The organism is Extensimonas perlucida (assembly GCF_007655255.1).
In the GTDB taxonomy this organism is placed as follows: domain Bacteria; phylum Pseudomonadota; class Gammaproteobacteria; order Burkholderiales; family Burkholderiaceae_C; genus Extensimonas; species Extensimonas perlucida.
Genome location: NZ_VMYE01000013.1, coordinates 43,675 through 69,850 on the forward strand (window position 1 = coordinate 43,675; position 26,176 = coordinate 69,850).

General features: G+C 67.3%; 21 protein-coding genes and 1 pseudogene. 13 read left to right on the top strand and 9 right to left on the bottom strand.

Features of this window, described 5'->3' with window-relative positions:
• The first annotated feature begins 6 nt into the window (after positions 1 to 6).
• From cbiB to FK527_RS11625, 4 genes and pseudogenes are all read left to right on the top strand, one after another.
• A complete protein-coding gene (cbiB, locus tag FK527_RS11610; RefSeq protein ID WP_144733880.1) occupies positions 7 to 1,041 on the top strand; it encodes an adenosylcobinamide-phosphate synthase CbiB in 1,035 nt (344 codons plus the stop codon).
• A complete protein-coding gene (locus FK527_RS11615) occupies positions 1,032 to 2,402 on the top strand; it encodes an aminotransferase class I/II-fold pyridoxal phosphate-dependent enzyme (protein WP_425460444.1) in 1,371 nt (456 codons plus the stop codon). Before cbiB ends, FK527_RS11615 begins: the two co-directional genes overlap by 10 nt.
• 74 nt (positions 2,403 to 2,476) lie before the next feature.
• Positions 2,477 to 2,635 (top strand): annotated as a pseudogene (locus tag FK527_RS11620) (IS30 family transposase); the annotation flags it as partial.
• A gap of 21 nt (positions 2,636 to 2,656) precedes the next feature.
• Positions 2,657 to 4,552, top strand: coding sequence for a cation:proton antiporter domain-containing protein (locus FK527_RS11625; protein ID WP_246072772.1), 1,896 nt, complete (start codon positions 2,657 to 2,659; stop codon positions 4,550 to 4,552).
• Between the two features lie 537 nt (positions 4,553 to 5,089).
• Here FK527_RS11625 and lexA read toward each other — a convergent pair.
• Complete coding sequence (gene lexA / locus FK527_RS11635; RefSeq protein ID WP_144733883.1) at positions 5,090 to 5,764, bottom strand: transcriptional repressor LexA; 675 nt, start codon at positions 5,762 to 5,764, stop codon at positions 5,090 to 5,092.
• Between the two features lie 155 nt (positions 5,765 to 5,919).
• On the opposite strand from lexA, the gene FK527_RS11640 reads away from it, so the two are divergent.
• Positions 5,920 to 6,867 carry an asparaginase gene (locus tag FK527_RS11640; RefSeq protein ID WP_144733886.1) on the top strand — a complete coding sequence of 316 codons (948 nt, stop codon included), beginning with the start codon at positions 5,920 to 5,922 and terminating at the stop codon, positions 6,865 to 6,867.
• Between the two features lie 81 nt (positions 6,868 to 6,948).
• Here FK527_RS11640 and adk read toward each other — a convergent pair whose 3' ends face one another.
• From adk to FK527_RS11670, 6 genes are all read right to left on the bottom strand, one after another.
• The gene (gene adk / locus FK527_RS11645) at positions 6,949 to 7,605 is read right to left on the bottom strand and encodes an adenylate kinase (RefSeq protein ID WP_144733889.1); all 657 of its coding nucleotides are present in this window, start codon (positions 7,603 to 7,605) and stop codon (positions 6,949 to 6,951) included.
• A gap of 102 nt (positions 7,606 to 7,707) precedes the next feature.
• Positions 7,708 to 8,550 carry a 3-deoxy-manno-octulosonate cytidylyltransferase gene (kdsB, locus tag FK527_RS11650; RefSeq protein WP_246072764.1) on the bottom strand — a complete coding sequence of 281 codons (843 nt, stop codon included), beginning with the start codon at positions 8,548 to 8,550 and terminating at the stop codon, positions 7,708 to 7,710.
• The gene (locus FK527_RS11655) at positions 8,547 to 8,729 is read right to left on the bottom strand and encodes a Trm112 family protein (protein WP_144733985.1); all 183 of its coding nucleotides are present in this window, start codon (positions 8,727 to 8,729) and stop codon (positions 8,547 to 8,549) included. The genes kdsB and FK527_RS11655 overlap by 4 nt, the downstream gene beginning before the upstream one ends.
• 56 nt (positions 8,730 to 8,785) lie before the next feature.
• On the bottom strand, positions 8,786 to 9,943 hold the full coding sequence (gene lpxK, locus FK527_RS11660) for a tetraacyldisaccharide 4'-kinase (protein WP_144733892.1): 1,158 nt from the start codon (positions 9,941 to 9,943) through the stop codon (positions 8,786 to 8,788).
• A gap of 56 nt (positions 9,944 to 9,999) precedes the next feature.
• Complete coding sequence (locus FK527_RS11665) at positions 10,000 to 10,437, bottom strand: ExbD/TolR family protein (protein ID WP_144733895.1); 438 nt, start codon at positions 10,435 to 10,437, stop codon at positions 10,000 to 10,002.
• 22 nt (positions 10,438 to 10,459) lie between these two features.
• Entirely contained in the window at positions 10,460 to 11,104 is a 645-nt protein-coding gene (locus FK527_RS11670; protein ID WP_144733898.1) for a MotA/TolQ/ExbB proton channel family protein, read from the bottom strand.
• A 397-nt stretch (positions 11,105 to 11,501) separates the two neighbouring features.
• On the opposite strand from FK527_RS11670, the gene xseA reads away from it, so the two are divergent.
• Both xseA and FK527_RS11680 read left to right on the top strand, forming a co-directional pair.
• Positions 11,502 to 12,836, top strand: coding sequence for an exodeoxyribonuclease VII large subunit (xseA, locus tag FK527_RS11675; RefSeq protein WP_144733901.1), 1,335 nt, complete (start codon positions 11,502 to 11,504; stop codon positions 12,834 to 12,836).
• Between the two features lie 88 nt (positions 12,837 to 12,924).
• Positions 12,925 to 13,506: a superoxide dismutase gene (locus FK527_RS11680; protein ID WP_144733904.1), complete on the top strand. Its 582-nt coding sequence runs from the start codon at positions 12,925 to 12,927 to the stop codon at positions 13,504 to 13,506.
• Positions 13,507 to 13,569: 63 nt separating this feature from the next.
• Here FK527_RS11680 and FK527_RS11685 read toward each other — a convergent pair whose 3' ends face one another.
• Together FK527_RS11685 and FK527_RS11690 are read right to left on the bottom strand one after the other, a co-directional pair.
• Complete coding sequence (locus tag FK527_RS11685; RefSeq protein ID WP_144733907.1) at positions 13,570 to 14,043, bottom strand: DUF192 domain-containing protein; 474 nt, start codon at positions 14,041 to 14,043, stop codon at positions 13,570 to 13,572.
• A 108-nt stretch (positions 14,044 to 14,151) separates the two neighbouring features.
• Positions 14,152 to 14,352, bottom strand: coding sequence for a hypothetical protein (locus FK527_RS11690; RefSeq protein ID WP_144733910.1), 201 nt, complete (start codon positions 14,350 to 14,352; stop codon positions 14,152 to 14,154).
• Between the two features lie 192 nt (positions 14,353 to 14,544).
• On the opposite strand from FK527_RS11690, the gene icd reads away from it, so the two are divergent.
• The 6 genes from icd to FK527_RS11720 all read left to right on the top strand — a co-directional run bounded on the left by icd (position 14,545) and on the right by FK527_RS11720 (position 26,160).
• Complete coding sequence (icd, locus tag FK527_RS11695; protein ID WP_144733913.1) at positions 14,545 to 15,804, top strand: NADP-dependent isocitrate dehydrogenase; 1,260 nt, start codon at positions 14,545 to 14,547, stop codon at positions 15,802 to 15,804.
• Between the two features lie 205 nt (positions 15,805 to 16,009).
• A complete protein-coding gene (locus FK527_RS11700; protein ID WP_342778972.1) occupies positions 16,010 to 18,283 on the top strand; it encodes a putative bifunctional diguanylate cyclase/phosphodiesterase in 2,274 nt (757 codons plus the stop codon).
• A gap of 126 nt (positions 18,284 to 18,409) precedes the next feature.
• A complete protein-coding gene (smc, locus tag FK527_RS11705; RefSeq protein ID WP_144733919.1) occupies positions 18,410 to 21,958 on the top strand; it encodes a chromosome segregation protein SMC in 3,549 nt (1,182 codons plus the stop codon).
• A gap of 28 nt (positions 21,959 to 21,986) precedes the next feature.
• Positions 21,987 to 23,195: a cell division protein FtsZ gene (locus FK527_RS11710; RefSeq protein WP_144733922.1), complete on the top strand. Its 1,209-nt coding sequence runs from the start codon at positions 21,987 to 21,989 to the stop codon at positions 23,193 to 23,195.
• 7 nt (positions 23,196 to 23,202) lie between these two features.
• Positions 23,203 to 25,317 carry an NAD-dependent DNA ligase LigA gene (gene ligA / locus FK527_RS11715; protein ID WP_144733925.1) on the top strand — a complete coding sequence of 705 codons (2,115 nt, stop codon included), beginning with the start codon at positions 23,203 to 23,205 and terminating at the stop codon, positions 25,315 to 25,317.
• Positions 25,318 to 25,407: 90 nt separating this feature from the next.
• The gene (locus FK527_RS11720; protein WP_144733928.1) at positions 25,408 to 26,160 is read left to right on the top strand and encodes a glucose 1-dehydrogenase; all 753 of its coding nucleotides are present in this window, start codon (positions 25,408 to 25,410) and stop codon (positions 26,158 to 26,160) included.
• Positions 26,161 to 26,176: the final 16 nt, after the last annotated feature.

Consider the following 26,176-nt stretch of genomic DNA (forward strand, 5'->3'; position numbering starts at 1 on the left):
CGCCCCATGCCCGGGCTTTTTTCAACCATCCATGACTTCTCGAACGCACTCCACGCACCGTTCGCACCGTTCGCACCGCTCGCAACCGCCGCTGCACTCGCGCTGCTGATCGACCGGCTGCTTGGCGAGCCGCCTGCGCGCTGGCATCCGGTGGTGTGGATGGGGCGCGGCCTCGGCTGGGCGGGTGCGCGCATCGCGCCGCGCGCGCCTACGCCGCGGGATTTTTGCTCTTTTTGGCTCTCTGCGCTTGTCTGGTGTGCGCTGGCAGCTATCACCCTAGGAGCTTCTTGGGGCTTGCAATGGGCCGCGCTGCAACTGCCGCTGGCGCCCGCAGCGCTGCTGCTGGCCTTGCTGCTCAAGCCGCTTTTGGCCTGGCGCATGCTTGCGGCCGAGGTGGGGGCCGTGGAGGTGGCGCTCGCGCAGTCGCTCGCCGCGGGGCGCGCGCGCCTGGCCTGGCTCGTGAGCCGCGACGTGGCGGCGCTCGATGCGGCGCAGGTGCGCGAGAGCGCCATCGAGAGCCTGGCCGAGAATTTGAACGATTCGGTGGTCGCGCCGCTCTTTTGGTTTGCCGTGGCGGGCCTGCCCGGCGCGGCGCTGTACCGGTTTGCCAACACGGCGGACGCGATGTGGGGCTACCCCGGCATGCACGGCGGGCGCTATTGGCAGTGGGCCGGCAAATGGGCGGCGCGGGCGGACGATGTGCTCTCGTGGCTGCCGGCGCGCCTCACGGCCTTGCTGCTCGCGGCGTTTGCGGGCTGGCCGCCGCGCGCTGCGCAGCGCGTGCCCTTGCGCACGCTGCGGCGCGAGGCCGCGCGCACGCCTTCGCCCAACAGCGGCTGGCCCATGGCCGCGATGGCGCTCGCGCTGGGCGTGCGGCTGGGTAAGCCCGGTGTCTATCAGCTGCACGGTGCGGGCCGCGCGGCGCAGGCGGGCGACGTGCAGGCGGCGCTGCATTTGGCACAAAAAGTGCCTCTAGCGCTCTTTTCGCTTGCGCTTGCAGCTTCTGTTTTGATAGTTTTTGGAGACGGATTTTGGCTTTGAGTGTCGCAAGCAATGCGGGCAATTCGAATGATCCTGACAACAGCGCGCGCGTGCACGGCGGGCCCGACGCGCAGGGCGTGGCTGCGCACGACTTTTCCACCAACGCGAACGCCTACGGCCCGTGCCCGCTGGCGCTGGCTGCCGTGCAGCAGGCCGACGCCGCGCACTACCCCGACCCGGCCTACACCGCGCTGCGCGCGCAGCTCGCGGCCCTGCACGGCGTGGCGCCCGCGCGCATCGTGATCGCGGCCAGCGCGAGCGAATTCATCTACCGCCTCACGGCCTGGGCCGCGCGCACGCTGCCGCCCGACGCGCGCACCGTGGCGCTGCCCCCGCATGGCTATGGCGACTATGCGCACGCCGCGCAAGCCTGGGGGCTGCGCGTGGTGCACGCTGGGCACGGCAGGGGCGCTGTGGGCGATCTTGGCGCAATGGGCGCAGTAGGCGCTGCGCCCGTGCCCGGCCTGCACTGGGCCTGCGAGCCTGGCAGCCCGTTGGGGCAGGCCGACGCGGCGCTCGCAGGCTGGCGTGGGGCGGCGGCGCGCGGCGGCAAGTGCGCTGACACGGCTGTGGACAAGTCTGTCGATGGCGCTGGGGATAAGTCTGTGGACGGGCTTGTGGACAGGCTCCTGGGCAACGGGCGGCGCGAAGGGATGCGCACAGGTACGCACACGGGGCCACGCAATGCGCCAGGTGACGGGCCGAGCGATGCGTCTGCACGCACCCTCGCCACGGTGCGCGTGCTCGACTGCGCCTACGCACCGCTGCGCCTGTCGGGCCAGCCCAGCTTGGACGCAGGCACGCTGGACGCCGTGTGGCGGCTGTATTCGCCCAACAAGGCGCTGGGCCTGACGGGGGTGCGCGCGGCCTACGCGATCGCCCCGGCGGGGGCGCAGACGGTGGCGCAGATGGTCGCGCAACTCGAGGCGCTGGCCCCGTCGTGGCCGCTCGGCGCGCACGGCGTGGCGCTGCTGGCCGCCTGGACGCAGCCCGCCGTGCACGCCTGGCTGCAAGAGAGCCTGCACACGCTGCGCCGCTGGAAGGCGCGCCAGACCGCGCTCTTGCAGGCGCAGGGCTGGCAGGTGCTACCTAGCGACGCGCCGTTTTTCTGCGCGCGACCCCCGGTGGCCGACGTGGCCGACGTGCCCGCGCTGTGCGCGCAGCTGCGCCGCCACGGCGTGCGCCTGCGCGACTGCACTTCGTTCGGCCTGCCCGGCCTGGTGCGCCTGGGCGTGCGCGCGCCGGCGTCGCAGGATGCGTTGCTGCGGGCGTGGGGGGATTCTGGAGGTGCAGGGGCAGATGATCGGCATACGTGGCCATCAGCATCTAGGAGCCTGTCGGACTTTGGACGTCGAAAGTGAGAATGCGCCCCAGCGAGGCCAGTTTTTGCCGGATTCGCAGCTTCACCGACAAGCCCAATAGCATCGCCGAGCCGATGCTCAAGAGCCTGACTTACGATCAAGGCCGAGAGGTGGCCCTGCACAAGAAGCTGACCGAGCAGACCGGCATGGCCGTGTATTTCTGTGACCCACACAGCCCCTGGCAGCATGGCTCCAACGAGAACACCAACGGCTTGGTGCACCCCGCCTTGCCTTCCCATTTCAAAGACCACTGCATGGATCACAACATCTCACTCATCACCACGCTCGCCGCTGGCTTCGGCATCGCCCTGATCCTCGGTTTTCTGGCCGAGCGGATCAGGGTGCCGGCACTGGTGGGCTACCTGGTGGCCGGCATCATCATCGGACCCGGTACGCCGGGCTTCGTGGCCGATGTGCAGCTGGCCTCCCAACTGTCGGAGATCGGCGTCATGCTGCTGATGTTCGGCGTCGGGCTGCATTTTTCGCTTGATGACCTGTTGGCAGTCAAGCGTATCGCCGTGCCGGGCGCAGTGGTGCAAATGGGACTGGCCACGTTGCTGGGCATGGCGGTTGCGTGGGGATGGGACTGGAGTTGGGGCAGCGGCTTGATCTTCGGCTTGTCGCTGTCGTGCGCCAGCACCGTGGTGCTGCTCAAGGCCCTGGAGAGCCGTGGCGTGCTGGAAAGCATGAATGGTCGCATTGCCGTGGGCTGGCTGGTCGTCGAAGATCTCGCCACGGTGCTGGTTCTGGTCTTGCTGCCGCCGCTGGCCGGCGTCCTGGGCGGTTCAGAAGCCGCCCACGCGGCAGCTGCCAAGCCCTTGTGGATCACCATCGGGCAAACGCTGCTGCAAGTCGGTGCCTTCCTGGCCCTGATGCTGATTGCCGGCCGACGCGTGCTGCCCTGGATGTTGTGGCAGGTCTCGCGCACCGGCTCGCGCGAGTTGTTCACGCTGGCGGTCGTCGCCAGCGCCATTGGCATTGCCTACGGGGCGGCTGCGTTGTTCAGCGTCTCGTTTGCCCTCGGGGCCTTCTTCGCCGGCATGGTCATGCGCGAGTCGGAATTCAGTCATCGCGCGGCGGAAGAGTCCTTGCCTCTACGCGATGCGTTCTCCGTGCTCTTCTTCGTATCGGTGGGCATGCTGTTCGATCCCGCGATTCTGGTGGAACAGCCCTGGCACGTGCTGGCTGTGCTGGCGATCATCATTTTCGGCAAGTCCGTCGCGGCATTGGCCCTCGTGCTGGCTTTCCGCTATCCGCTCAATACGGCGCTGATCGTTTCCGCCAGTCTGGCGCAGATTGGCGAGTTCTCATTCATTCTGGCTGGGTTGGGTCTTTCCCTGGGGTTGCTGCCCGCCGAAGGCATGAGTCTCGTCCTGGCAGGTGCGCTCATTTCCATCGCGCTCAACCCGGTGCTGTTCGCCACGGTCGAGCCCGTGCGAAAGTGGATTCTCCAACGCTCGGAATTCGCTCGCAGCCTTGACCGGCGCACCGATCCCTATGCCGAGCTGCCGATGAGCACCGAGCGCAAGTACCTGGAGGGGCAGGTGGTGCTGGTCGGCTATGGCAGGGTCGGCAAGCGGATCGCCAGCGCGCTAGGAGCCTGTCGGACTTTGGGCGTCGAAAGCGAGAATGCGCCCCGGCGAGGCCAGTTTTTGCCGGATTCGCACCCCCATAGTGGTGCTATGGGGCAAGACGACGGTAAAAAAGGGGCCGCTGCGGCGCATTCGCAGCCGACGATTCCAAAGTCCGACAGGCTCCTAGAGGCGCGCGGCATTCCCTACGTGGTGGCCGAACAGAATCGTGAGCTGGTGGAAAAGCTCCGCAAGCAAGGAGTGGCAGCGGTTTCAGGCAACGCCGCCGATCCTGCAGTGCTCATCCAGGCGCATATCGCGGAAGCGGCCATGCTCGTGGTGGCCACGCCCGATCCGCTCAACGTCCGGCAGATGGCCGAAACGGCGCGGACGCTCAATCCGGACATCGAGCTCGTCCTGCGCACCCACGGCGAGGACGAGTCGCTGATGCTGCGCAAGGAGGGCATCGGCACGGTCTTCTTCGGCGAGGAAGAACTGGCCAAGGGGATGGCCGGGTACGTGCTGCAACGCTTCGCCCCGCAGCCGAACAGCCCGTCCGGGAGCTCTGCGACCGCCTGAGGCCTTGCCGGCCCGAGCCGCCGTCATCCCCTTGGAGCCTGTCGGACTTCGGAATCGTCGGCTGCGAATGCGCCGCAGCAGCCCATTTTTACCGGCTTCTTGCCCCGTGGTCCGGCTATGGGGCGGCGAATTCGGCAAAAACTGGTCGCGCGGGGACGCATTCTCGCTTTCGACGCCCAAAGTCCGACAGGCTGCTCGCGCTGATCGATACCCCATCGCGCATCTTCATGTGCCTGACATTGCCAATCAGGCCCATGATGATCATCTCTTTTGCTCCTGCCAAAAAATTCAGCATTCGCCTGGTACATCCTGGTCAGTTTTGAACCCAGATTGTTCATTAGGACGCGGGATGATGGCGCGGCAGTTTGGTCGCTGGTGAGAAGTCCATGGCCGGTGCCATGGGCGCCGAAGCAGCGGCCAAAATGACCGTCAGCCGTCCGCCAGCGCCCGCGTAGGTGCGAAGCACCGCCTAATGGACAATCTGGGTTAAAGCGGCACTCACGCCTTCAGGTGGTCATTTTTCGGTCGGCGTCAACATTACTGGAGCAAGCTGTTGCGTATCAGCCCCACGGCCAGTCCTTCGATGTCGAAAGGCTCGCCGGGTTGCACGGTGATGATGGAGTAGTCAGGGTTTTCAGGGAGCAATTCGACCATGTCGGCGCTGCGGCGCAGGCGCTTGACGGTGACCTCGTCGCCCAGGCGCGCCACGACGATCTGGCCGTTGCGCACGTCGCGCGTGGCTTGAACGGCGAGCAGGTCGCCGTCGAGGATGCCTGCGTCGCGCATGGACATGCCGCGCACTTTGAGCAGGTAGTCGGGCCTGCGTGCGAACAGCGTGGGCTCCACCGCGTAAGTGCGGTCGATGTGCTCTTGCGCCAGAATCGGCGAGCCCGCGGCAACGCGGCCGACCAGCGGCAGCACGAGCTGCGCGAGTTCTGCCATTGGCAGGCTGAACTGCTTGCCGCGTGCGGCGTTGAGGTGGCGCAGGGCCTCGCTGCGCAGGCGGATGCCGCGCGAGGTGCCGCTGACGAGCTCGATCACGCCCTTGCGCGCCAGCGCCTGCAGGTGCTCTTCGGCGGCGTTGGCGGACTTGAAGCCCAGTTCTGCGGCGATTTCGGCGCGCGTGGGCGGGGCGCCGGTGCGCGCCATGGTGTTCTGAATCAAGTCGAGAACCTGCTGCTGGCGTGCGGTGAGCTTGGGCTGATCTGACATGGAAGACTCCACGGTAAGAGGGCTGAGAGAGGGCTGAGAGAGGGCGGGAAGAGAGCGGGAAGAGGGCCGAGACTGGGAGCAGGGCCGCGGCGGCGGGTTGAACTTGTACGTTTATACAGTATTTGTATTTTTCAACAGTTGTTTGGAGTGCGCAAGTGGGGTCGGAAAAAATTGTCGTGTTGGGCACGGGCGGCACCATTGCAGGGGTGGCGCAGGCGGGTGCGAGCAGCCTGGACTATCGCGCGGCGCAATGGGGCATCACGCAGCTGTTGGCCGCGGTGCCTGGCTTGCGAGAGGCGGCGGGCTGTGCGCTGGAGGCGCAGCAGATCGCTCAGCTCGACAGCAAGGACATGGACTTGGATACCTGGCGCCGCCTGGCGCTGCGCTGCACCGAGCTGTTGGCTGACCCGCTGGTGCGCGGTGTGGTGATTACGCACGGCACGGACACGCTCGAAGAAACTGCGTGGTTTTTGCACCAGGTGCTGGCAGCGCACAAGCCCGTGGTGCTGACCTGTGCCATGCGGCCCGCGACGGCGCCTTTTCCCGACGGCCCGCAGAATTTGCTCGACGCCGTGGTCGTGGTGCGCACGCCGGGCGCGCAGGGCGTGGTGGTCGTGGCGGCGGGCGTGATCCACGAGGCGCAATGGGTGCGCAAAGTGCACCCTTATCGCCTCGATGCGTTCAGTTCAGGCGACGCCGGGCCGCTCGGCTGGATCGAGGAAGGTGCAGTACGTTTGATGCGAAATTGGCCACTAACGCAGGCGCATCAAGCACAAGCAGCTATCGAAAAGGTAATGCGCTGCAGCACTTGGCCGCGTGTCGAACTGGTGTTCAGCCATGCAGGGGCGAGTGGCGCCATCGTCGAAGCGCTGGTGCAAGGCGGTGTGCAGGGTCTGGTGGTGGCCGCCACGGGCAATGGCACGGTGCATGCGGCGCTCGAAGCGGCGCTGTTGCGCGCGCAGGCTGCGGGTGTGCGCGTGCTGCGTGCGACGCGCTGCAGCGAGGGGCAGATGCTGCCGCGGCCGGGCGACGCGCTGCCCGCTGCGCCGGGCCTGTCACCCGTCAAGGCGCGCATCACGCTGCTGCTGGACTTGCTGCAATGAAGCCCCCAGCGTACTGAAACGCGCGTCCAAAAAACGAAAGGCCCGCATGGGGCCTTTCGTTGCAGCAGGACAAGGCTGTGTTCAGCCTGCCAGCGCCTGCAGCACGCGCGCGGTGATTTCCTCCACGCTGCCCAGGCCGTTGATGACGCGGTATTGGGGGGCGTTGGCTGCATCCTGCTCGGACCAGCGGCGGTAGTAGTCGACCAGGGGGCGCGTTTGTTCGCTATAGACCTGCAAGCGCTTGCGCACGGTTTCTTCCTTGTCGTCGTCGCGCTGCACCAGGTCTTCGCCGGTCACGTCATCTTTGCCGGGAACTTTGGGTGGGTTGAACTTGACGTGGTAGGTGCGACCGCTCGCGGGGTGGGAGCGGCGGCCGCTCATGCGCTCGATGATGGCGTCGAAGGGCACGTCGATTTCGAGCACGTAGTCGATCTTGACGCCAGCGGCCTTGAGGGCGTCGGCCTGTGCGATCGTGCGCGGAAAGCCGTCGAACAGGAAGCCCTTGGCGCAATCGGGCTGGGCGATGCGTTCCTTGACCAGGCCGATGATGATGTCGTCGTTGACCAGGCCGCCCGAATCCATCACGGCTTTGGCCTGCAGACCCAGCGGCGTGCCGGCTTTGACGGCGGCGCGCAGCATGTCACCCGTGGAAATTTGCGGAATGCCGTATTTTTGGCAGATGAAGGTGGCCTGGGTGCCTTTTCCGGCGCCGGGCGGGCCGAGCAGGATCAGTCGCATGGGTTGGGGTTCCTCAAAAATGTCAATCGGATGTCGTTTGCCTTTGAGGATAGCATGGCATGGCACCGCCACGCGCCCGCCGGCGCCACGCTGTGTGCGGCCTCAGCCAAGCAAGGCGCGCACCCGCTCGAGGTCGGCTGGGGTGTCGACCCCTGCGGCGGGTGCGTCGGCGCTGAGGTGCACGGCGATGCGGTGGCCGTGCCAGAGTGCGCGCAGTTGCTCGAGCGCCTCCAGCTGCTCGGTCGGCGCCGGTGCCAGCGTGGGAAACTGGCGCAAAAAACCTGCGCGGTAGCTGTAGATGCCGATGTGGCGCAAGGGCGCAAAGCCCGCTGGCAGGGCATGCGCTGCGACATCTGCAGTAGCGCTGGAAGCGGCCTGCCACCAGGCCGTGCCCGCATGGTCGCGCGCGTGCGGGATCGGGGCGCGGCTGAAGTAGTGTGCGAGGCCGCGCGCGTCGAGCACCACTTTGACCACGTGCGGGCTCAGGTAATCATGAAGACTTGCGATTGCGTGGGCAGCCGTGCCCATGCTGGCCTCGGGCCGCGCGGGCAGCAGCGCGGCCACGGCGTTGATGAGCGCGGGCGGGATCAGCGGCTCGTCGCCCTGTACGTTGACGACGATGTGCTCGCCATCGAGCCCGAGCAGGCTGCAGGCTTCAGCCAGGCGGTCGCTGCCGCTCGGGTGGGCAGGGTGGGTGTGTACGGCCTCGACGCCGTGGGCCGCGCAGGCTTGCACGATGGCCTCGTCGTCCGCCGCCACGACCACGCGCGTGGCGGCACTTTGCGCCGCGCGCCGCGCCACACGCACCACCATGGGCAGGCCCGCGATGTCGGCGAGCGGCTTGCCCGGCAGGCGGCTGGATGCGAGGCGCGCCGGAATCAGTACGGTGAAGGGTGGCGCAGGCGGGACGGCGCAGGTGGCTGGCCGGGCCAAAGCCGCGTTCACCGCTGCAGTTCCTCGTCGCTGAGCGTGCGCGCCTCGGATTCGAGCAGCACGGGGATGCCGTCGCGCACGGGGTAGGCCAGGCGCGCACTGTGCGAGACCAGTTCCTGGCGTTCGCGGTCGTAGCTCAGCGGGCCCTTGGTAACGGGGCAGACCAGCAGTTCGAGCAGTCTGGTATCGATGGGGCTCGAAGGTGGGGCTGAAGGGGCTGAAGGGGCTGAAGGGGCTGGAGCGGAGGTCATGGGTGCGAAGGTGGTGGGCGCTGTGGTGCCGATTGTGCCCCTTCCCGGGCCCGCAGCGATGGCGCAAGGCGCGCGTCGAGCAGGGCGAAAAACGCGGGCGCAAGCTCGAGTTCGAGCGGCACGGCCAAAGCCTCGGGGTGGCGGGGCCAGAGTTTGACCGCGTCTTTTTCGGTACAAATCAAGGTGTAGCCATTGTCGGGAAAGCACTGCCAGCTCTTGAAATCGTAGTGATCGGGCAGGGCTTCGGTGTGCGCGAGCGTCAGGCCTTGGGCGCGCAGCATGGCGAAAAAAATCTCCGGGCGGGCAATCGCCGCAACTGCATGCAGGGCTTGGCCGCGCAGGCGCGCAAGCGGCACCTGGCTGCCGTCCGCGCGCAGCGCGTGGCGGGCGATCCGGCGCTGCAGCGCAAAGGCGGGTGCGGTGCCGGGCGCAGTGCCGGGTGCGGTGCCGGGCGCAGTGCCGGGCGCAGTGCCGGGCGCAGTGCCGGGCGCAGTGCCGGGCGCAGTGCCGGGTGGCGGCGTGCCCGCGTACAGCACCGCGTCGACCGGGCGCGGCCAGGGCTCGCGCAAGGGGCCGGCGGGCAGCAAAAAACCGTTGCCCACGCCTTCTTCGTTGAACACGCAAATTTCCAGGTCGCGCGCGAGCGCCAGGTGCTGCAGGCCGTCGTCGCAGACGATCAGATCGACTTCGGGATGCTGGGCGCGCAGCGCACGCGCTGCAGTTACCCGCCGGCGCGCCACATACACCGGCACGCCGCAGCGGCGCGCGAGCAGGAGCGGCTCGTCGCCGACCTCGGCCGCGCTGCTCGCGGGCGTGACGGCGCGGCAGTCGCCTTCGCCGTGGCCCGCGCTGCGCCCATAGCCGCGCGCGACCACGCCAGGCCGCCAGCCCTGGGCCTGCAGATGCGCGAGCAAAGCCATGACCACGGGCGTCTTGCCTGCGCCGCCCGCGATCACGTTGCCCACGACGAGCACGGGGCAGCCGGGGTGCGCCGAGGCGAGCACGCCGCGGCCGTACAGCGCCCTGCGCAGGCGCACGATCGCGCCGTAGAGCAGTGACAGCGGCCACAGGCCCCAAGCCGCCCAGCCGCGCCGCTGCCAGATGCGGCGCAGGCGCTCGGCAAGCGCGGGGCGCTGGGACGAGGAACCTGGCATGTCGGGGTGCGAGCGAAGGAACGCGCCCGGGAGCACTGGCTGGTGCGGCGCCGCGCTCAGCGCGCCGCCGCCGAGGGCTGCGTGGCGAAGGTGATCTGCGACAGGCCCACGCGCCGCGCGGCTTCCATCACGCTGATCACGGCCTGGTGCGGCGCGGTGGCGTCGGCGCTGATCACGAGCACGCTGTCGCGCCCTGCGCCTGCGGCCTGTGCATTCGCTGCCTGCGCAAGCGCGGCGGCGACCGCATCCACGCTCTTGCCGTCCACGGCCGTTTTGTTCACGGCATAGCGCCCATCGGCCGCCACGGCGACGATGATCTCGCGCGGACGGTCGCGCTGCTGCTCGGCGTCGGCCACGGGCAGGGTCAGTTGCAGCTCGGTGAATTTGCTGTAGGTGGTGGTGAGCATCAAAAAGATCAGGATCACCAGCAGCACGTCGATGAACGGGATCAGGTTGATCTCGGGCTCGTCCTTGGGGCGGGGGCGGAAGTTCATGGCCGGCAGCACGCTGGGCTTGTCAGGGCGCGTTGCGGCGCAGCAGGTGGCGCAGGAACTGCTCGGAGGCTAGCTCCATCTGCAGCAGGTAGGCATCGACGCGGCCGCGGAAATAGCGCCAGAAAATCAGCGACGGAATGGCCACGATGAGCCCGAAGGCCGTGTTGTAGAGCGCCGTGGAAATGCCGTGCGCAAGCAGCACCGGGTTGCTGCCGCCCATGGCCCCTCCCGCGCCGCCTGCGCCAGCCTGCGAGCCAAAAATTTCGATCATGCCGATCACCGTGCCAAGCAAGCCCAGCAGCGGCGCGGCCGAGGCGATGGTGGCGAGCGCGTTCAGGTATTTTTCGAGTTGGTGCGCCACCGCGCGGCCCGCGCCTTCCATCGCGGCGCGCAGGTCGGCCTCGCTCGCACGCGGGTTGCTCAGGAGCACGCGCAAGCCGCTCGCGAGCACTTCGCCGAGCGCAGAGTTGTGCGCGAGCTGATTGACCACGTCGGGTGCGGGCACACCTTTGGCCGAGACGGCAATGGCTTCGTCGAGCAGCTTGGGCGGGGCGACGCGCGCGCTTTTGAGGGCCACGAAGCGCTCCACGATCAGCGCCAGCGCGAGGATGGAGCAGATGATGAGCGGCCAGATGGGCCAGCCTGCGGCTTGTATGATCGACAGCAATTCTCTCTCCACGGGCATCAGGGCAGGCGGCGATTATGGCGCAGCAGGATGGCTGACCCGCCGGGGGCCACGGCCTGTGCGTTGGCCGCGCCGCATTTCGGGAACGTTTTCGATGTCCGGCGCCTGACGGCCTTCTGGTCGCCCACAGTTTCTGTGGATAACTTTGTGGGTAAAGCCCTGAAGAGTGCCTGCAAGCCCGCGCCGCGCCATGCGTCAATCAGAATGATGAAAAATTACGCAGTAAAAATCGCTTGTAAATCAATGGGTTGCACGTGTTCCTGCGCCTTTCAGGGGCTTGGGGCTGCTCTGCAATTCGCAGCTGCCGGGCGCGCTGCACTGTGGAATAGTGCGTGTTTGTTCGCCCGTGGGCGAGTTTGCCGCCGCGCCAGGAGGCGCCATGCCTGAGCTTTTCGGCGCGGACGCTGCGGCGCGGGTCTGGGAGGTCGGGGCCTTGTGCCGTGCGGTGGCCGACGCGCTCGAGGCGCGCTTCAACCCCGTCGCGGTGCGCGGCGAGATCAGCGGCTTTGCGCGCGCCGCGAGCGGCCATTGCTACTTTGCCATCAAGGATACGCAAGGCCAGCTGCGTTGCGCCATGTTTCGCCGCGCCGCGAGCCAGCTCGATTTCGCGCCGCGCGACGGCGAACTGGTCGAGCTGCGCGGACGTCTGGGCGTTTATGAGGCGCGCGGTGACCTGCAGCTCATCGTCGAAAGCATGCAGCGCGCCGGGCAGGGCGCGCTGTTCGAGCAGTTTCTGCGCCTCAAGGCCAGGCTCGAAGCCGAGGGCCTGTTCGACGCCGCGCGCAAGCGCCCGCTGCCGCAGCTGCCGCGCGGCATAGGCATCGTGACCTCGCTGGGCGCGGCGGCGCTGCACGACGTGGTGAGCGCGCTGCGCCGGCGCGTGCCGCACATTCCCGTGGTGCTCGTGCCCGCGCTCGTGCAGGGCGCGGGGGCGCCGGCGTCGCTCATCGCTGCGCTCTCAAAGTTATATCTGCTAGCGCAAGCTACAAGCGCTAAAGAGGCCGATTTGGCTAAAAATTCGCAGCCCGGTGCGCCGCCCATCGACGTGATCCTGCTCGTGCGCGGCGGTGGCGCGATCGAAGACCTCTGGGCCTTCAACGACGAGCAGCTCGCGCGCACCATCGTGCAAAGCCCCGTGCCCGTGGTCAGCGGCGTGGGGCACGAGACTGATTTCACGATTGCCGATTTCTGCGCCGACCTGCGCGCGCCCACGCCCACGGCCGCAGCAGAGCTCGTGGCGCAGCCGCGCTCGGTCTGGTTGGGCGCGCTCGACTTGCTGCAGCAGCGCCTTGCAGACGCCATGCAGCGCCAGCTCGATGCGCGCTGGCAGCGCCTGGACCAGGCGGCGGCGCGCCTGGGGCGGCCCTCGGCCTGCGCTGCACGCGCGCAGCTGCGGCTCGCGCAGCAGGCGCAGCGCCTGCGCCATGCGATGCTCCTTTATTTGCAGCGGCTTGCGCACGAGGGGAAAGCGCTGGAGGCCGATTTCGTGCAACAAACACGGCAGCGCCTCGCGCGCGAGCACGAGCGGCTCGAGCGCCTCGCGCTGCGCCTGGAACTGCTCGACCCGCAACAGGTGCTGCAGCGCGGCTATGCGCTGCTGAGCGACGCGAGCGGCCATGTGCTCACGAGCGCGCGCGCCGCACACCCCGGCGACGCCGTGCGCGCACGCCTGGCCGACGGCACGCTGGACCTTTTGGTCACCGCGCCGCACTGATACTGATTCCTTTCTACAATCGCAGCTCGCCAGTTCATATGAACCCGGACGTTCCGGGCCCATCCCCTCTCATGAAAGGAAATCGACCATGGAACACAAACTGCCCCCGCTGCCTTTCCCGATCGACTCGCTCGCTCCTCATTACAGCCAGGAAACGCTCGAATACCACCACGGCAAGCACCACAACGCCTACGTGGTCAACCTGAACAACCTGCAAAAAGGCACCGAGTTCGAGAACATGGCGCTCGAGGACATCATCAAGAAGTCGAGCGGCGGCATCTACAACAACGCTGCGCAGGTCTGGAACCACACCTTTTTCTGGAACTGCATGAAGCCGCAGGGCGGCGGCGAGCCCTCGGGCGCGCTCGCGGCGGCCATCAACGCCAAGTTCGGCTCGTATGCGGCGTTCAAAGAGGCCTTCGTGAAGTCGGCCGTGGGCAACTTCGGCTCGGGCTGGACCTGGCTCGTGAAAAAACCCGACGGCACGGTGGACATCGTCAACACCGGCGCGGCCGGCACGCCGCTGACCACGGCCGACAAAGCCTTGCTCACGGTCGATGTGTGGGAGCACGCCTACTACATCGACTACCGCAACCTGCGCCAGAAGTTCGTCGAAACCTTCCTCGACAAGCTCGTCAATTGGAAGTTTGCGGAGCAGAATTTCGCCTGAGCTTTTCGCTCACCTCACAAAAAACGGCCTGCGGGCCGTTTTTTGTTGGGGCATGTCAGGACATCAGCGCCGCGCGAACGGCGCCCCGCCGAGCTTGAAGCCCGGCTTGATGCCGTGGCGCGCGAACCAGCCCTGGTTCATCTCGAGCACGTAGCGCACGGGCTCGGCCGAGCAATGCGAGTTCGTGGTTTGCGCCTGCATGTCGGCCAGGTTCACGATGCTGCCGTCGTCGCGCACGAAAGCCGCCGTGAGCGGCAGCAGCGTGTTTTTCATCCAAAAGCACTGCTGCGCGGGCTGCTCGAAGACGAACAGCATGCCCTCGTGCATGGGCATCTGCTTACGCCACATCAGGCCGATCTCGCGCTGCTCGGGCGTGAGCGCCACCTGTGCGTCGATGCGGTACATGCCGGCCGTGAGCTCCACGTGCGGCAGATCGAGCTGCGGCGTCTGCGCGCGCGCGGCGCCGGCCAGACCGAGAAACACCACGAAAAATGCCAGACGGCGCAAGAGGAGGGCGAAAGCAGGATGGGTACGCATGGGAATCCGGGGGCGTGAAAAAGGATCAGACAAAAAAAATCGCCCACGAAGGGCGATTTTGCGGGATTTGCCGAGCGCCGGCATGCAGCCGACACGCGGCTGGCCCGATCAGGAAGCCTTGGCAGCCGCTTTCTTGGCGTGCTTCTTGGCCTTCTTGTGGGTAGCCTTCTTGGCAGGGGCCTTTTCAGGGGCTGCAGCAGGAGCGGCGGCAGGAGCAGCCGGGGCGGGTGCAGGAGCAGCAGCCGGAGCCTGGGCGAAAGCACCCACAGCAAACACGGCGGCCATCAGGGGGGCGAGGAGTTTTTTCATATATGCCAAATCCTGGGTTGAAAGGAAAATTACGAAGGTTGAAACCGTACGAAAAGCCGTGCGGTCTCGGCTATAACGATAGCAGTTTCCGCGGCGTTGACCGGCTCTGGCAGAAAAACTTTTGTCGGTAGAATGCCCGAGCCAGAGGGTATCCCCCTCGCCTTTTTCAGCACTCTCACGGAGACCCCGTTCATGACCAGCTACCAGCACATCAAAGTGCCCGCGCAGGGCCAAAAAATCACCGTCAACGCCGACATGTCGCTCAATGTGCCGGACCAGCCCATCATTCCGTTCATCGAGGGCGACGGCACGGGCATGGACATCACGCCCGTGATGATCAAGGTGGTCGATGCTGCGGTGGCCAAGGCCTATGGTGGCAAGCGCAAAATTCACTGGATGGAGGTCTATGCCGGTGAAAAATCCACCAAGGTCTATGGTCCCGATGTGTGGCTGCCCGAGGAAACCCTGCACGCCGTGCGCGACTACGTGGTGTCGATCAAAGGCCCGCTGACCACGCCGGTGGGCGGCGGTATCCGCTCGCTCAACGTGGCGCTGCGCCAGGAGCTCGACCTGTACGTGTGCCTGCGCCCGATCCAGTATTTCGACGGCGTGCCCTCGCCCGTGAAAGAGCCGCACAAGACCGACATGGTGATCTTCCGCGAGAACTCCGAGGACATCTACGCCGGCATCGAGTTCGAGGCCGAGTCCGAAAAGGCCAAGAAGCTCATCAAAATCCTGCAAGAAGAATTCGGCGTGAAGAAAATCCGCTTTCCCGCGACCTCGGGCATTGGCATCAAGCCCGTCTCGCGCGAGGGCACGGAGCGCCTCATGCGCAAGGCCGTGCAGTACGCGATCGACAACGACAAGCCCAGCGTGACCATCGTGCACAAGGGCAACATCATGAAGTTCACCGAAGGTGGCTTTCGCGACTGGGCCTATGCGCTCGCGGCGCGCGAGTTTGGTGCCGAGCTGATCGACGGCGGCCCGTGGATGAAGTTCAAGAACCCCAGGACGGGCAAGGAAATCACCATCAAGGACAGCATTGCCGACGCCTTTTTGCAGCAGATTCTGCTGCGCCCGGCCGAATATTCGGTGATCGCGACGCTGAACCTCAACGGTGACTACGTCTCCGACGCGCTCGCCGCGCAAGTCGGCGGCATAGGCATCGCCCCTGGCGCCAACCTGTCGGACTCGGTCGCGATGTTCGAGGCCACGCACGGCACCGCGCCCAAGTACGCGGGCAAGGATTACGTGAACCCCGGCTCGGAAATCCTCTCGGCCGAGATGATGCTGCGCCACATGGGCTGGGTCGAGGCCGCGGACGTCATCATCGCCTCGATGAAGAAGGCCATCCTGAGCAAGAAGGTGACGTACGACTTCGCGCGTCTCATGGAAGGCGCAACGCAGGTCAGCTGCTCGGGCTTTGGGCAGGTCATGATAGACAACATGTGAGTCTGCGACATCGCGCTTTGCGTGCGTCCATGCAGCCCTGGTGCCATGTCCGGCCAGGGCTTGTTTTTTGCGGCATGTTCCATTCCTGTCTTTTTTGCTCTGAATTGCATAGCTTCCAAGGCTTATGGATTCATCTCCCAGGGTGGCCTCTGGTCATCGACACTCCAGCGCTTTCAGTGCTCTTTTGAAGCGCTATGGGCCAGGCTTGTTGCCCGGCCTGCTCGTGGCGCTGGCGGGGGGCGCTTTCGGCTATTCGCTGGGCAGCAGCTTCGTGACGGCGCTTTCGCTGGCCTTGGCCTTGTTGATCGTTTTGTGGTGGCGCCAGCATTTGCAGGTGCGCGATTCCGAGGCCGCCTTGCGCGCAAGCGAACGGCGTTTCCTGCGCCTGTTCGACCAGGCCGCCGTGGGGATCAACCTGACCGATACGCGCACGGGCCGCTTCGAGCGCGTGAACCAGCGCTTTTGCGACATCATCGGCTACCCGATGCACGAGCTGTTGCAACTCGACTTTCAGCACATCAGCCATCCTGACGACATGGCGCAGGACCTGGCGCAGATGCAGCGTCTGCATGCGGGCGAAATCAGCGAATACCGCATGGAAAAACGATATTTCCACAAAAGCGGGCGCGAAATCTGGGTGGACTTGAGCGTTGCAGCGCTGTGGAAGCCTGGCGCCCCGCCCGACTACCACGTGGCCGTGGTGCAGGACATCACGCCGCGCAAGCACATGGAGCAGGCCCTGCGCGAGAGCGAGAGCCGCTTGCGCATGGTGTTGCAGTGCCTTCCCGTGGGCGTGTGCCTGATGGAGGCCGATGGGCGCCTGAGCTACCGCAACGAGGAGTTCGTGCGCATCTGCGGTTACACCGAGCAAGAGGTGCCCACGCTGGCCGCCTGGTGGGAGTGCGCCTACCCCGACTTGGCCATGCGCGCCCACTACCAGGAGTTGTGGACCGAGCTCGCGCACGCTGCCATGCTCTCCGACGGCGTGATTGCTCCGGCGGAGTACCTGATCCATTGCAAAGACGGCCGTCAGCGACCCGTCGAAGTCACGGGGGTGCCGCTGGGGGAGCGCATGCTGGTGTCCATGCGGGACCTGAGCGAGCGCAAGGCGGCCGCGGAAGAAATCCACAACCTCGCGTTCTATGACCTGCTCACGCAGCTTCCCAATCGCCGTTTGCTGCGCGACCGGCTGCAGCAGACGCTCATGACGACCGCCCGCCATGGTGCGCTGGGCGCTCTGTTGCTGCTCGACATCGACGACTTCAAGACCATCAACGAAACCCAGGGACACGAGAAAGGCGACGCGCTGCTGCGCCAGGTTGCGCAGCGCCTGCGCGAGGCCGTGCACGCCGACGACACCGTGGCGCGTTTAGGGGGTGACGAGTTCGCGGTGCTGCTCGAGGACCTCGGTGACACGGCCAGCGAGGCTGCGGCGTGCAGCAGCAAGGTGGGCGAAAAAATCCTCGCCGCGCTGCGCAAGCCTTTCGACCTCGACGGCGCGATGCACCATAGCTCTGTCAGTATGGGCGTCACGCTGTTCAGCGGGCAGGATGCTGCAGAAACCGTCAATGAGTTGTTCAAGCGCGCCGACCTTGCCATGTACCAGGCCAAGGCGGCTGGGCGTGACACGCTGTGTTTTTACGAGCCCGCCATGCAGGCATCGGTCACGGCGCGTGCAGCGCTCGAGGCTGACATGCGCAAAGCTTTGGCCGAGGGCCAGTTCGTGCTCTACTACCAGCCGCAGTGGGAGCGCGAGCGCATCATTGGCGCCGAAGCGTTGCTGCGCTGGCAGCATCCGCGCGATGGTTTCGTCTCGCCCGCGCAGTTCATCCCGCTGGCCGAGCAATCGGGCCTGATCGTGCCGCTGGGCACCTGGGTGTTGCAGCAGGCTTGCGCGCAGCTCGCACGCTGGGCGCAGGAGCCGGCGCTCGCGCAGCTTGCCGTGGCTGTGAACGTGAGCTCGCGCCAGTTCCGGCAAAGCGACTTCGTGGCGCAGGTGCTGGCGGCCCTGGCAAGCCAAGGCACCGATCCGCGCCGCCTCAAGCTCGAGTTGACCGAAGGGCTGCTGCTCGAGGACACGGAAGCCACCATCGCCAAGATGGGCGAGCTCAAGCGCTATGGCGTGGGCTTTGCGCTCGACGACTTCGGCACGGGGTATTCCTCGCTTGCCTACCTCAAGCGCCTGCCGTTCGACCAGCTCAAGATCGACCAGAGCTTCGTGCGCGACGTGCTCACCGACCCGAACGACGCGGCGATTGCGCGCACCATCGTGGCCCTGGGTGCGAGCCTGGGCCTGAGCGTGATGGCCGAGGGGGTGGAAAGCGAAGCGCAGCGCGCCTTTCTGGAGCGCCATCAGTGCCACAGCTGGCAGGGTTACCTGCTGGGTCGCCCCATGCCTGTGCAGGACTTCGAGCACACCGTGCGTGCGCAGGTGCAGGCGCAGCAGGGGCCGGAGCGTGGTGCGGATTTCTCGATTTGATAGCTGCCAGCGCTTTTCCGACAAGCGTTAGAGGCATTTTTCATGCTGAAAATGGCAAGCGGGTATCATGCGCGCCCATCTCGCAATGCCCGCGCCGTGTACGTGTCGGTCGCAGTGCACTGACCCATGCGCCTCACCTCGATCAAGCTCTCCGGCTTCAAGTCTTTTGCCGAGCCCACGCACTTCGCGCTGCCGGGCCAGCGCGTGGGCGTGGTGGGCCCGAACGGCTGCGGCAAGTCCAACATCATGGACGCGGTGCGCTGGGTGCTCGGCGAGAGCAAGGCCAGCGAGCTGCGCGGCGAGTCGATGCAAGACGTGATCTTCAACGGCACCACCACGCGCAAGCCCGCGAGCCGCGCGAGCGTGGAGCTGGTGTTCGACAACGCCGACCAGCGCGCGGGCGGCCCCTGGAGCCAGTACGCCGAGATCGCCGTGCGCCGCGTGCTCACGCGCGAGGGCGGCAGCAGCTACTTTCTGAACAACCAGCCCGTGCGCCGGCGCGACGTGCAGGACGTGTTCCTGGGCACGGGCCTGGGGCCGCGCGCCTACGCCATCATCGGCCAGGGCACCATCAGCCGCATCATCGAGTCGCGCCCCGAGGAGCTACGCCTCTTTCTCGAGGAGGCCGCGGGCGTGTCCAAATACAAAGAGCGCCGGCGCGAAACCGAAAACCGCCTGGCCGACACGCGCGACAACCTGGTGCGCGTCGAAGACATCGTGCGCGAGCTCGGCGGCCAGCTCGCGCGGCTCGAAGCGCAGGCCGAAGTCGCGCAGCGCTACAAAACGCTGCAGGCCGCCGCCACGCTGCGCCAGCAGCAGCAGTGGTTTTTGAAGCGCGCCGAGGCCGCGGCCGAGCAGGAGCGCGTGCGCGCCGAGGGGCTGCAGGCCATGAGCGGGCTCGAGGCGCGCACGGCCGAATTGCGCCAGGTCGAAGCGGCGCTCGAAGCGCTGCGCCAGTCGCACTACGCCGCGGGCGAGGCCTTGAACCAGGCGCAGGGGCAGCTCTACGAGGCTTCGGCCGAAGTGGGGCGGCTGGAGGCCGAAATCCGCTATGTGGTCGAAGGGCGCGCACGCGTGGCGCAGCGCCTGTCCACGCTGCAGGAGCAGATCGTGCACTGGGAGCAGCGCGCGCAAGAGGCCGCGCAAGAAGGTGAAGACCTCGCCGCACAGATAGACGCAGCGCAGGAGCAGGCCGCGGTGCTCGAAGCGCAGCTGACAGAGCAGGCCGAGCAATTGCCCGCGCTCGAAGAAGCCTGGCGCGCGGCGCAGGCGCGCGCAGGCGAGCAGCACCGCGCCGTGCTGCAATTGCAGCAGCAATTGCAGCTGCTTGCGGCCGAGCAGCGCAGCCTGGGCGAGCAAAACCGCCAGCTCGACTTGCGCCTGGAGCGCCTGCACGGCGAGCAGCGCCAGCTCGCGCCGCCCGACGAGACCCAGTTGCAAGCCCTGCGCGCCGAGCACGAGGCCGCGCAAGAGGCCGCAGCACAGGCCGAAGCGCGCCTGGCCGATCTGCAAGACAGCGTGCCCCAGCGCGACGCCGAGCGGCAGGCGCAGCAGCAGGCGGTGCAGGCCGAGGCCGCGCACCAGGCCACGCTCGCCGCGCGCCTGGCAGCGCTGCAGGCAGTGCAGGAAAAGGTGCAAAGCGGCGGCAAGCTGCGCCCCTGGCTCGCGCGCCACGGCCTCGACGGCCTGCCCGCGCTGTGGCAGCGCCTGCACATCACGAGCGGCTGGGAAAGCGCGCTCGAAGCCGCGCTGCGCGAGCGCCTGGGCGCGCTCGAAGTCGGCCAGCTCGACCGCGTGCATGGTTTTTTGGGCACAGCGGGCGCGGCCGGCAAGGCGGATGGGGGCGAAGGCCCGCCCGCGCGCCTGGTGTTTTTCAGCCCGCCACCCGCGCCCCGGCCTGCCGCAGCAGCCACGCGTGCGCGCCTGTCGGACCTGCTGCGGCTGCACGACCCTGGGCTGCAGGCCGTGCTGGCCGACTGGCTGCACGGCTGCTACACCGCGCACACGCTGGCCGAGGCGCTCGCACAACGAGAGCAGCTCGGGCCTGGCGAGCGCATCTACCTGCCCAGCGGCCACGCCGTGAGCGCGCACAGCGTGGACTTTTACGCGCCCGACTCCGAGCAGGCCGGGCTGCTCGCGCGCGCGCAGGAGATCGAACATCTCGAAAAAGAACTGCGCGCCCAGGCCATCATGGGCGAGCAGGCGCGCAGTGCGCTCGCGCGTGCCGAGGCTTTGTATGCGCAGGCGCAGCAGCAGCTCGCGGCTGCGCGCCGCACCGCGGCCGAGGCGCAAAAGCAGGCGCACGCGCTGCAGGTGCAACTCGTGCAGCGCACGCAACAGGCCGAGCAAAGCCGCACGCGCAGCGCGCAGATCGCCGCCGACCGCGCCGAGCTCGAAGCGCAGCGCGCCGAGCTGCAGGAGCGCCAGGCCACGGCGGAGGCGCGCTTCGAGGAGCTCGACCTGCAGCTTGCCGAAAGCCAGGAACGCGAGGCGCAGCAGGCCGAGTGCGTGCGCGCAGCCGAGCTGCGCTGGAACGCCGCGCGCGAGCAGCAGCGCGGCCTCGAGCGCCAGGCGCAGGAGGCGGACTTTGCCCAGCGCAGCCTGGAGGCGCGCCGCGCCGAGCTCGCGCGCGCCCATGACACCGCGCAGCAGCAGCTGCGCGCGCTGCAAGGCGAGCTGCAGCGCGCCAACGACGAACTCGCGCGCCTCTCGGACGCGGCGGCGCAGGGCGGGCTGCAGCAGGCGCTCGCACAAAAAAGCGCGCGCGAACAGGCGCTGGCGGCGGCGCGCAGCGCCTACGACGAGCTCACGCAGCGCCTGCGCGCGCACGACGAGCGCCGCATGCAGCTCGAACGCGCGCTCGATCCGCTGCGCGCGCGCATCGGCGAGCTGCAGCTCAAGGAGCAGGCCGCGCGCCTGGGGCTGGAGCAGTACGCCGGTTTGCTTGCCGACGCGCAGGCCGACATGGACGCGCTCGCACGCTCCGTCGCTGCAGGGCCGGTGCGCCTCGCGGGCCTGCAGCCCGAGATCGAGCGCCTGCAGCGCGAGATCGCGGCGCTCGGGCCCGTGAACCTGGCCGCGCTCGAAGAGCTTGCCGCCGCGCGCGAGCGCAAGCAGTTCCTCGACGCGCAGACGGCCGACCTGAGCGCGGCCATGCAAACGCTGGAAGACGCGATCCGCAAGATCGACGCCGAAACGCGCGAGCTGCTCATGCAGACCTTCGACGCCGTGAACACGCACTTCGGCCGCATGTTCCCCGAGCTTTTCGGCGGCGGCCAGGCGCGGCTCATCATGACGGGCGACGAGATCCTGAACGCCGGCGTGCAGGTGATGGCGCAGCCGCCGGGCAAGAAGAACCAGACCATCCACCTGCTCTCGGGCGGCGAGAAGGCCCTCACGGCGATCGCGCTCGTGTTCGCGATCTTCCAGCTCAACCCCGCGCCGTTTTGCCTGCTCGACGAAGTCGATGCGCCGCTCGACGACGCCAACACCGAGCGCTATGCCAAACTCGTGACCCGCATGAGCCGCGACACGCAGTTCCTGTTCATCAGCCACAACAAGATCGCCATGGAAATGGCCGAGCAATTGGTAGGCGTGACCATGCAGGAGCAAGGCGTCTCGCGTATCGTCGCGGTCGATATGGAGTCGGCCCTGTCGCTGGCCGACGCATCCTGAGCTGGACAACTAACCACTTTTTGCACCCATGAGCACATTGCAATGGAGCCTCGCGATCATCGGCGGCCTGGTGCTGGCCGCGCTCGTCGCCTACAACGCCTGGACGCTGCGGCGCAATGCCCCCAAGCGCGCGCAGACGCGCCCCGACGCGCACAGGGACGCGCACGCGGGTGCGGCTGCACCCGACCCGGCGAGCGCCGAGGTGCAGGGCCTGGCAGGGCAGGGCGCGGCCCTGGCGGATGAACCCGGACTGCGCCAGGAGCCCGTCTTCGACGCGGCGCTTGCGCCGGCCGACTTCCACCACGGCCTCGAACACGGCCCCGACCCGGCCAGCCACACCGTCGATGTGCGCGACGCGCTCGCCGAACCCGTGCGCCCGGTGCCTGCACCCTTGCCCCCAGGGGTGGTGCCGGAAAGCCGCTTTGCGCTCGACGCACTGATCGACGCCATCGCCCCTCTGCAGCCCGAGCACGAAGTCACGGGCGAGGCCGCGCTCGCTGCCATGCCGCCCACGCGCCGCGCCGGCAGCAAGCCTTTTGCCGTCGAGGGCCTGAACGTCGCCACCGGCCAATGGGAGCGCCCCGCGCCAGGGCAGCGCTACCAGCGGTTTCAGGCTGGCGTGCAGCTGGCCAACCGGCTCGGCGCGCTCAACGAGATCGAGTTCTCAGAGTTCGTCGCCAAAACCCAGGCTTTTGCCGATGCGATCCATGCCATGCCCGACTTTCCCGACATGCGCCATGAGGTGGCACGTGCGCGCGAGCTCGACCAGTTCGCGGGCGCGCACGACGCGCAGCTTGCGTTTGCGCTGCGCGCGCGCAGCACGGCCTGGAGCCCCGGCTACGTGGAGCAAAACGCCGCGCGTTTGGGCTTCGTGCCCAGCGCCATGCCGGGGCGCATGCTGCTGCCTGCGGCGCCGGGCCTGCCGCCGCTGCTCACCTTGGGCTTCGACATGCAGGCTGCGCAGGCCGAAGACCTGGACCAGTCCGCGCTCTGGGAGCTCACCCTGAGCCTGGACGTGCCCCAGGTGGCGCCGGCCCAGCAGCCCTTTGCGCGTCTGCGCGAGGTGGCCACGGCGCTGTGCGAAGCCATGGACGGTGTGCTGTGCGACCAGGAAGGGCACCCGCTGCCGGTCATGGCGCTGGATGCGATCGCCGCCGACCTCGAGGCGCTCTACGCGCAGCTCGCCGCACGCGATCTGGCGGCGGGCTCGGCGCTCGCGCGGCGCCTGTTCAGCTGAGCGCGCCATGCCAGAAAATAAAGAGTCTTTTTGGCCTTCAGCCAAGGACAGGAAAGCGCAAGCAGCTATCAAAATCAAAGAACTGCGCGAGCGCATAGACCGCTGGGCGCGCCTGTATTACGTGCACGACGCGCCTGAGGTGCCCGACGCCGAATACGACCGCGCGTTCCAGCAGCTGCAGGCGCTCGAAGCCGAATTTCCCGAGCTCGTCACGCCCGACTCGCCCACGCAGCGCGTGCTCGGCGAAGTCAAGCAGGGCTTGGAGCCGGTGCGCCACAGCGTGCCCATGCTCAGTATTCGCACCGAAACCGACACCGGCCCCGGCGCCGCGCTGGCTTTCGATGCGCGCGTGCGCCGCGAGCTGGGCTTCAGCGAGGCCGATCCACCCGTGGAGTACGTGGCCGAACCCAAGTTCGACGGCCTCGCGATGAACCTGCGCTACGAGCAGGGCCGCCTCGTGCTCGCGGCCACGCGCGGCGACGGCGAGGTCGGCGAAAACGTCACGCACACCATTCGCACGATTCGCCAGATACCGCTGCTGCTGCCCACGGACGTGCCGCCACTGCTCGAAGTGCGCGGCGAGGTCTTCATGGCGCGCGCCGACTTCGAAGCGCTCAACGAGCGCCAGCGCGCGCTCGGCGGCAAGACCTTCATGAACCCGCGCAACGCTGCCGCCGGCGCCGTGCGCCAGCTCGACGCGCGCATCGCCGCGCAGCGCCCGCTGCGCTTTTTTGCCTACGGCACGGGCGCAGTCACCCCGCCCGAGGAAGGCGGGCCCGACTTCGGCACCCACTATGCCTTGCTGCAAACCCTCAAAAAATGGGGATTTCCGGTCTCAGAGCACGTCAAACTTGCGCAAGTCGCTTCTGAATTGGTAGCGTATCACGCCGCCATGGGTGCACTGCGCGACCAGTTGCCCTACGACATCGACGGCGTGGTTTACAAGGTCAACCGGCTCGACTGGCAACGGCGCTTAGGCTTCGTCACGCGCGAGCCGCGCTGGGCCGTGGCGCACAAATACCCGCCGCAAGAGGTGGTCACGCGCGTCGAGGGCATCGACGTGCAGGTCGGGCGCACGGGCAAGCTCACGCCCGTGGCGCGGCTCGAGCCCGTGCTCGTGGGCGGTGTCGTGGTGACCAATGCCACGCTGCACAACCTGTTCGAGCTGCGCCGCAAAAAGGTGCGCGTGGGCGACCAGGTCATCGTGCGCCGTGCGGGCGACGTGATCCCCGAGGTCGTGGGCGTGGTGCCGCAGCCACCCACTGCTGTGCCTGCACGCCCCCGCTACGTGCCCAACTTCCGCATGCCGCGCCAGTGCCCCGTGTGCGGTAGCGCCGTGGTGCGCGAAAAAGGCGAGGCCGATCACCGCTGCACCGGCGGCCTGTTCTGCCCCGCGCAGCGCAAGCAGGCGCTGCTGCACTTTGCCCAGCGCCGCGCCATGGACATCGAGGGCCTGGGCGAAAAGCTCGTCGATCAGCTCGTCGACGGCGGCATCGTGCAAACCGTGGCCGACCTCTACCGGCTCGACCTGCCCACGCTCGCGAATCTGGATCGTATGGGCGAAAAGTCGGCGCGCAACCTGCTCGAAGCGCTGGAAAAATCGAAGCAATCGAGCCTGCCGCGCTTTTTGTTCGCACTCGGCATACGCCATGTCGGCGAGGCCACGGCGAAAGATTTGGCGCGCCACTTCGGCAGCCTCGACGCGATCATGAACGCCTCGGTCGAGCAATTGTGCGAGGTGCCCGACGTCGGCCCCGTGGTCGCGCACAGCATCCACATGTTTTTCGCGCAGCCGCACAACCGCGAGGTGATCGCGCAGCTGCGCGCCTGCGGCATCACCTGGCCCGAGGGGCCGCCGGCATCGGCCCATACCGCCGGCGCGCAGCCACTCGCCGGCAAGACTGTGGTTCTGACCGGCACGCTGCCCACGCTGAGCCGCGAAGCCGCCAAAGAGCTGCTCGAAGCCGCAGGCGCCAAGGTCAGCGGCTCGGTGAGCAAAAAGACCGACTACGTCATCGCCGGCGCCGACCCCGGCAGCAAACTCAGCAAAGCGCAGGAACTGGGCGTACCCGTGCTCGACGAAGCAGGGCTGCGCGCGCTGCTGGCCGCTCGGGCGGAATAGCACCGGCTTAGGTCATGGCTGCGCCTACAATGGTTTCGCTCTTTTGAGCGTTTGTTCAAACTACCTCAAACTACCGATCCAGGAGGTGCCATGAAGCGCGTGCAAGACAAAGTCATCCTCGTCACCGGCGGGGCCATGGGCATGGGGCAGACCCACAGCGAACTGCTCGCCGAGCAAGGCGCATGGGTGTTTGCCGCCGACCTGAACCAGGAAAAGGGCCAGGCCGTGGTCGAGGGCATACGCAAGAAGGGCGGCAAGGCCGACTTCCTCAAGCTCGACGTGACGCAAGAGGCCGACTGGAACGCCGCCATCGCGCAGATCATCGAGCGCGCCGGGCGCATCGACGTGCTCGTCAACAACGCCGGCATCCTGATCATGAAGCCCGTGCAGGACACCACGAACGACGAGTGGGACCGCATCTTCGCCGTCAACGTGCGCGGCGTCTTCGTCGGCACGCGCGCGGTGATTCCGCACATGCAAAAAGCGGGCAAGGGCAACATCATCAACATCTCGTCGATCTACGGCCTGGTCGGCGCGCCCAGCGCCGCTGCTTACGAGGCCTCGAAAGGCGCGGTGCGTCTCTTCACCAAGGCCTGCGCGGTCGATCTCGCGCCGTTCAACATCCGCGTCAACTCCATCCACCCGGGCGTGATTGAAACGCCCATGACCAAGGACATACTCGCGATCCCCGAGCAACGCCCCGCACTGCTCGGCCCCACCTTGCTGCAGCGCCCCGCACAGCCCATCGAAGTCTCGCAAGCCGTGCTCTTCCTCGCCTCGGACGAATCCTCCTTCGTGCACGGCGCAGAGCTCGTGGTCGATGGGGGCTACACCGCGAACTGAGGGCGGGTAATTGGGG

Bases quoted from the DNA above. Each gene is read 5' to 3' on its own strand.
- FK527_RS11625 (WP_246072772.1), top strand. From the start codon at position 2,657: ATGGATCACAACATCTCACTCATCACCACGCTCGCCGCTGGCTTCGGC.
- ligA (WP_144733925.1), top strand. From the start codon at position 23,203: ATGCCAGAAAATAAAGAGTCTTTTTGGCCTTCAGCCAAGGACAGGAAA.
- smc (WP_144733919.1), top strand. From the start codon at position 18,410: ATGCGCCTCACCTCGATCAAGCTCTCCGGCTTCAAGTCTTTTGCCGAG.
- FK527_RS11720 (WP_144733928.1), top strand. From the start codon at position 25,408: ATGAAGCGCGTGCAAGACAAAGTCATCCTCGTCACCGGCGGGGCCATG.
- FK527_RS11710 (WP_144733922.1), top strand. From the start codon at position 21,987: ATGAGCACATTGCAATGGAGCCTCGCGATCATCGGCGGCCTGGTGCTG.
- FK527_RS11685 (WP_144733907.1), bottom strand. From the start codon at position 14,043: ATGCGTACCCATCCTGCTTTCGCCCTCCTCTTGCGCCGTCTGGCATTT.
- FK527_RS11680 (WP_144733904.1), top strand. From the start codon at position 12,925: ATGGAACACAAACTGCCCCCGCTGCCTTTCCCGATCGACTCGCTCGCT.
- cbiB (WP_144733880.1), top strand. From the start codon at position 7: ATGCCCGGGCTTTTTTCAACCATCCATGACTTCTCGAACGCACTCCAC.
- icd (WP_144733913.1), top strand. From the start codon at position 14,545: ATGACCAGCTACCAGCACATCAAAGTGCCCGCGCAGGGCCAAAAAATC.
- adk (WP_144733889.1), bottom strand. From the start codon at position 7,605: ATGCGACTGATCCTGCTCGGCCCGCCCGGCGCCGGAAAAGGCACCCAG.
- lexA (WP_144733883.1), bottom strand. From the start codon at position 5,764: ATGTCAGATCAGCCCAAGCTCACCGCACGCCAGCAGCAGGTTCTCGAC.
- lpxK (WP_144733892.1), bottom strand. From the start codon at position 9,943: ATGCCAGGTTCCTCGTCCCAGCGCCCCGCGCTTGCCGAGCGCCTGCGC.
- FK527_RS11690 (WP_144733910.1), bottom strand. From the start codon at position 14,352: ATGAAAAAACTCCTCGCCCCCCTGATGGCCGCCGTGTTTGCTGTGGGT.
- xseA (WP_144733901.1), top strand. From the start codon at position 11,502: ATGCCTGAGCTTTTCGGCGCGGACGCTGCGGCGCGGGTCTGGGAGGTC.
- FK527_RS11665 (WP_144733895.1), bottom strand. From the start codon at position 10,437: ATGAACTTCCGCCCCCGCCCCAAGGACGAGCCCGAGATCAACCTGATC.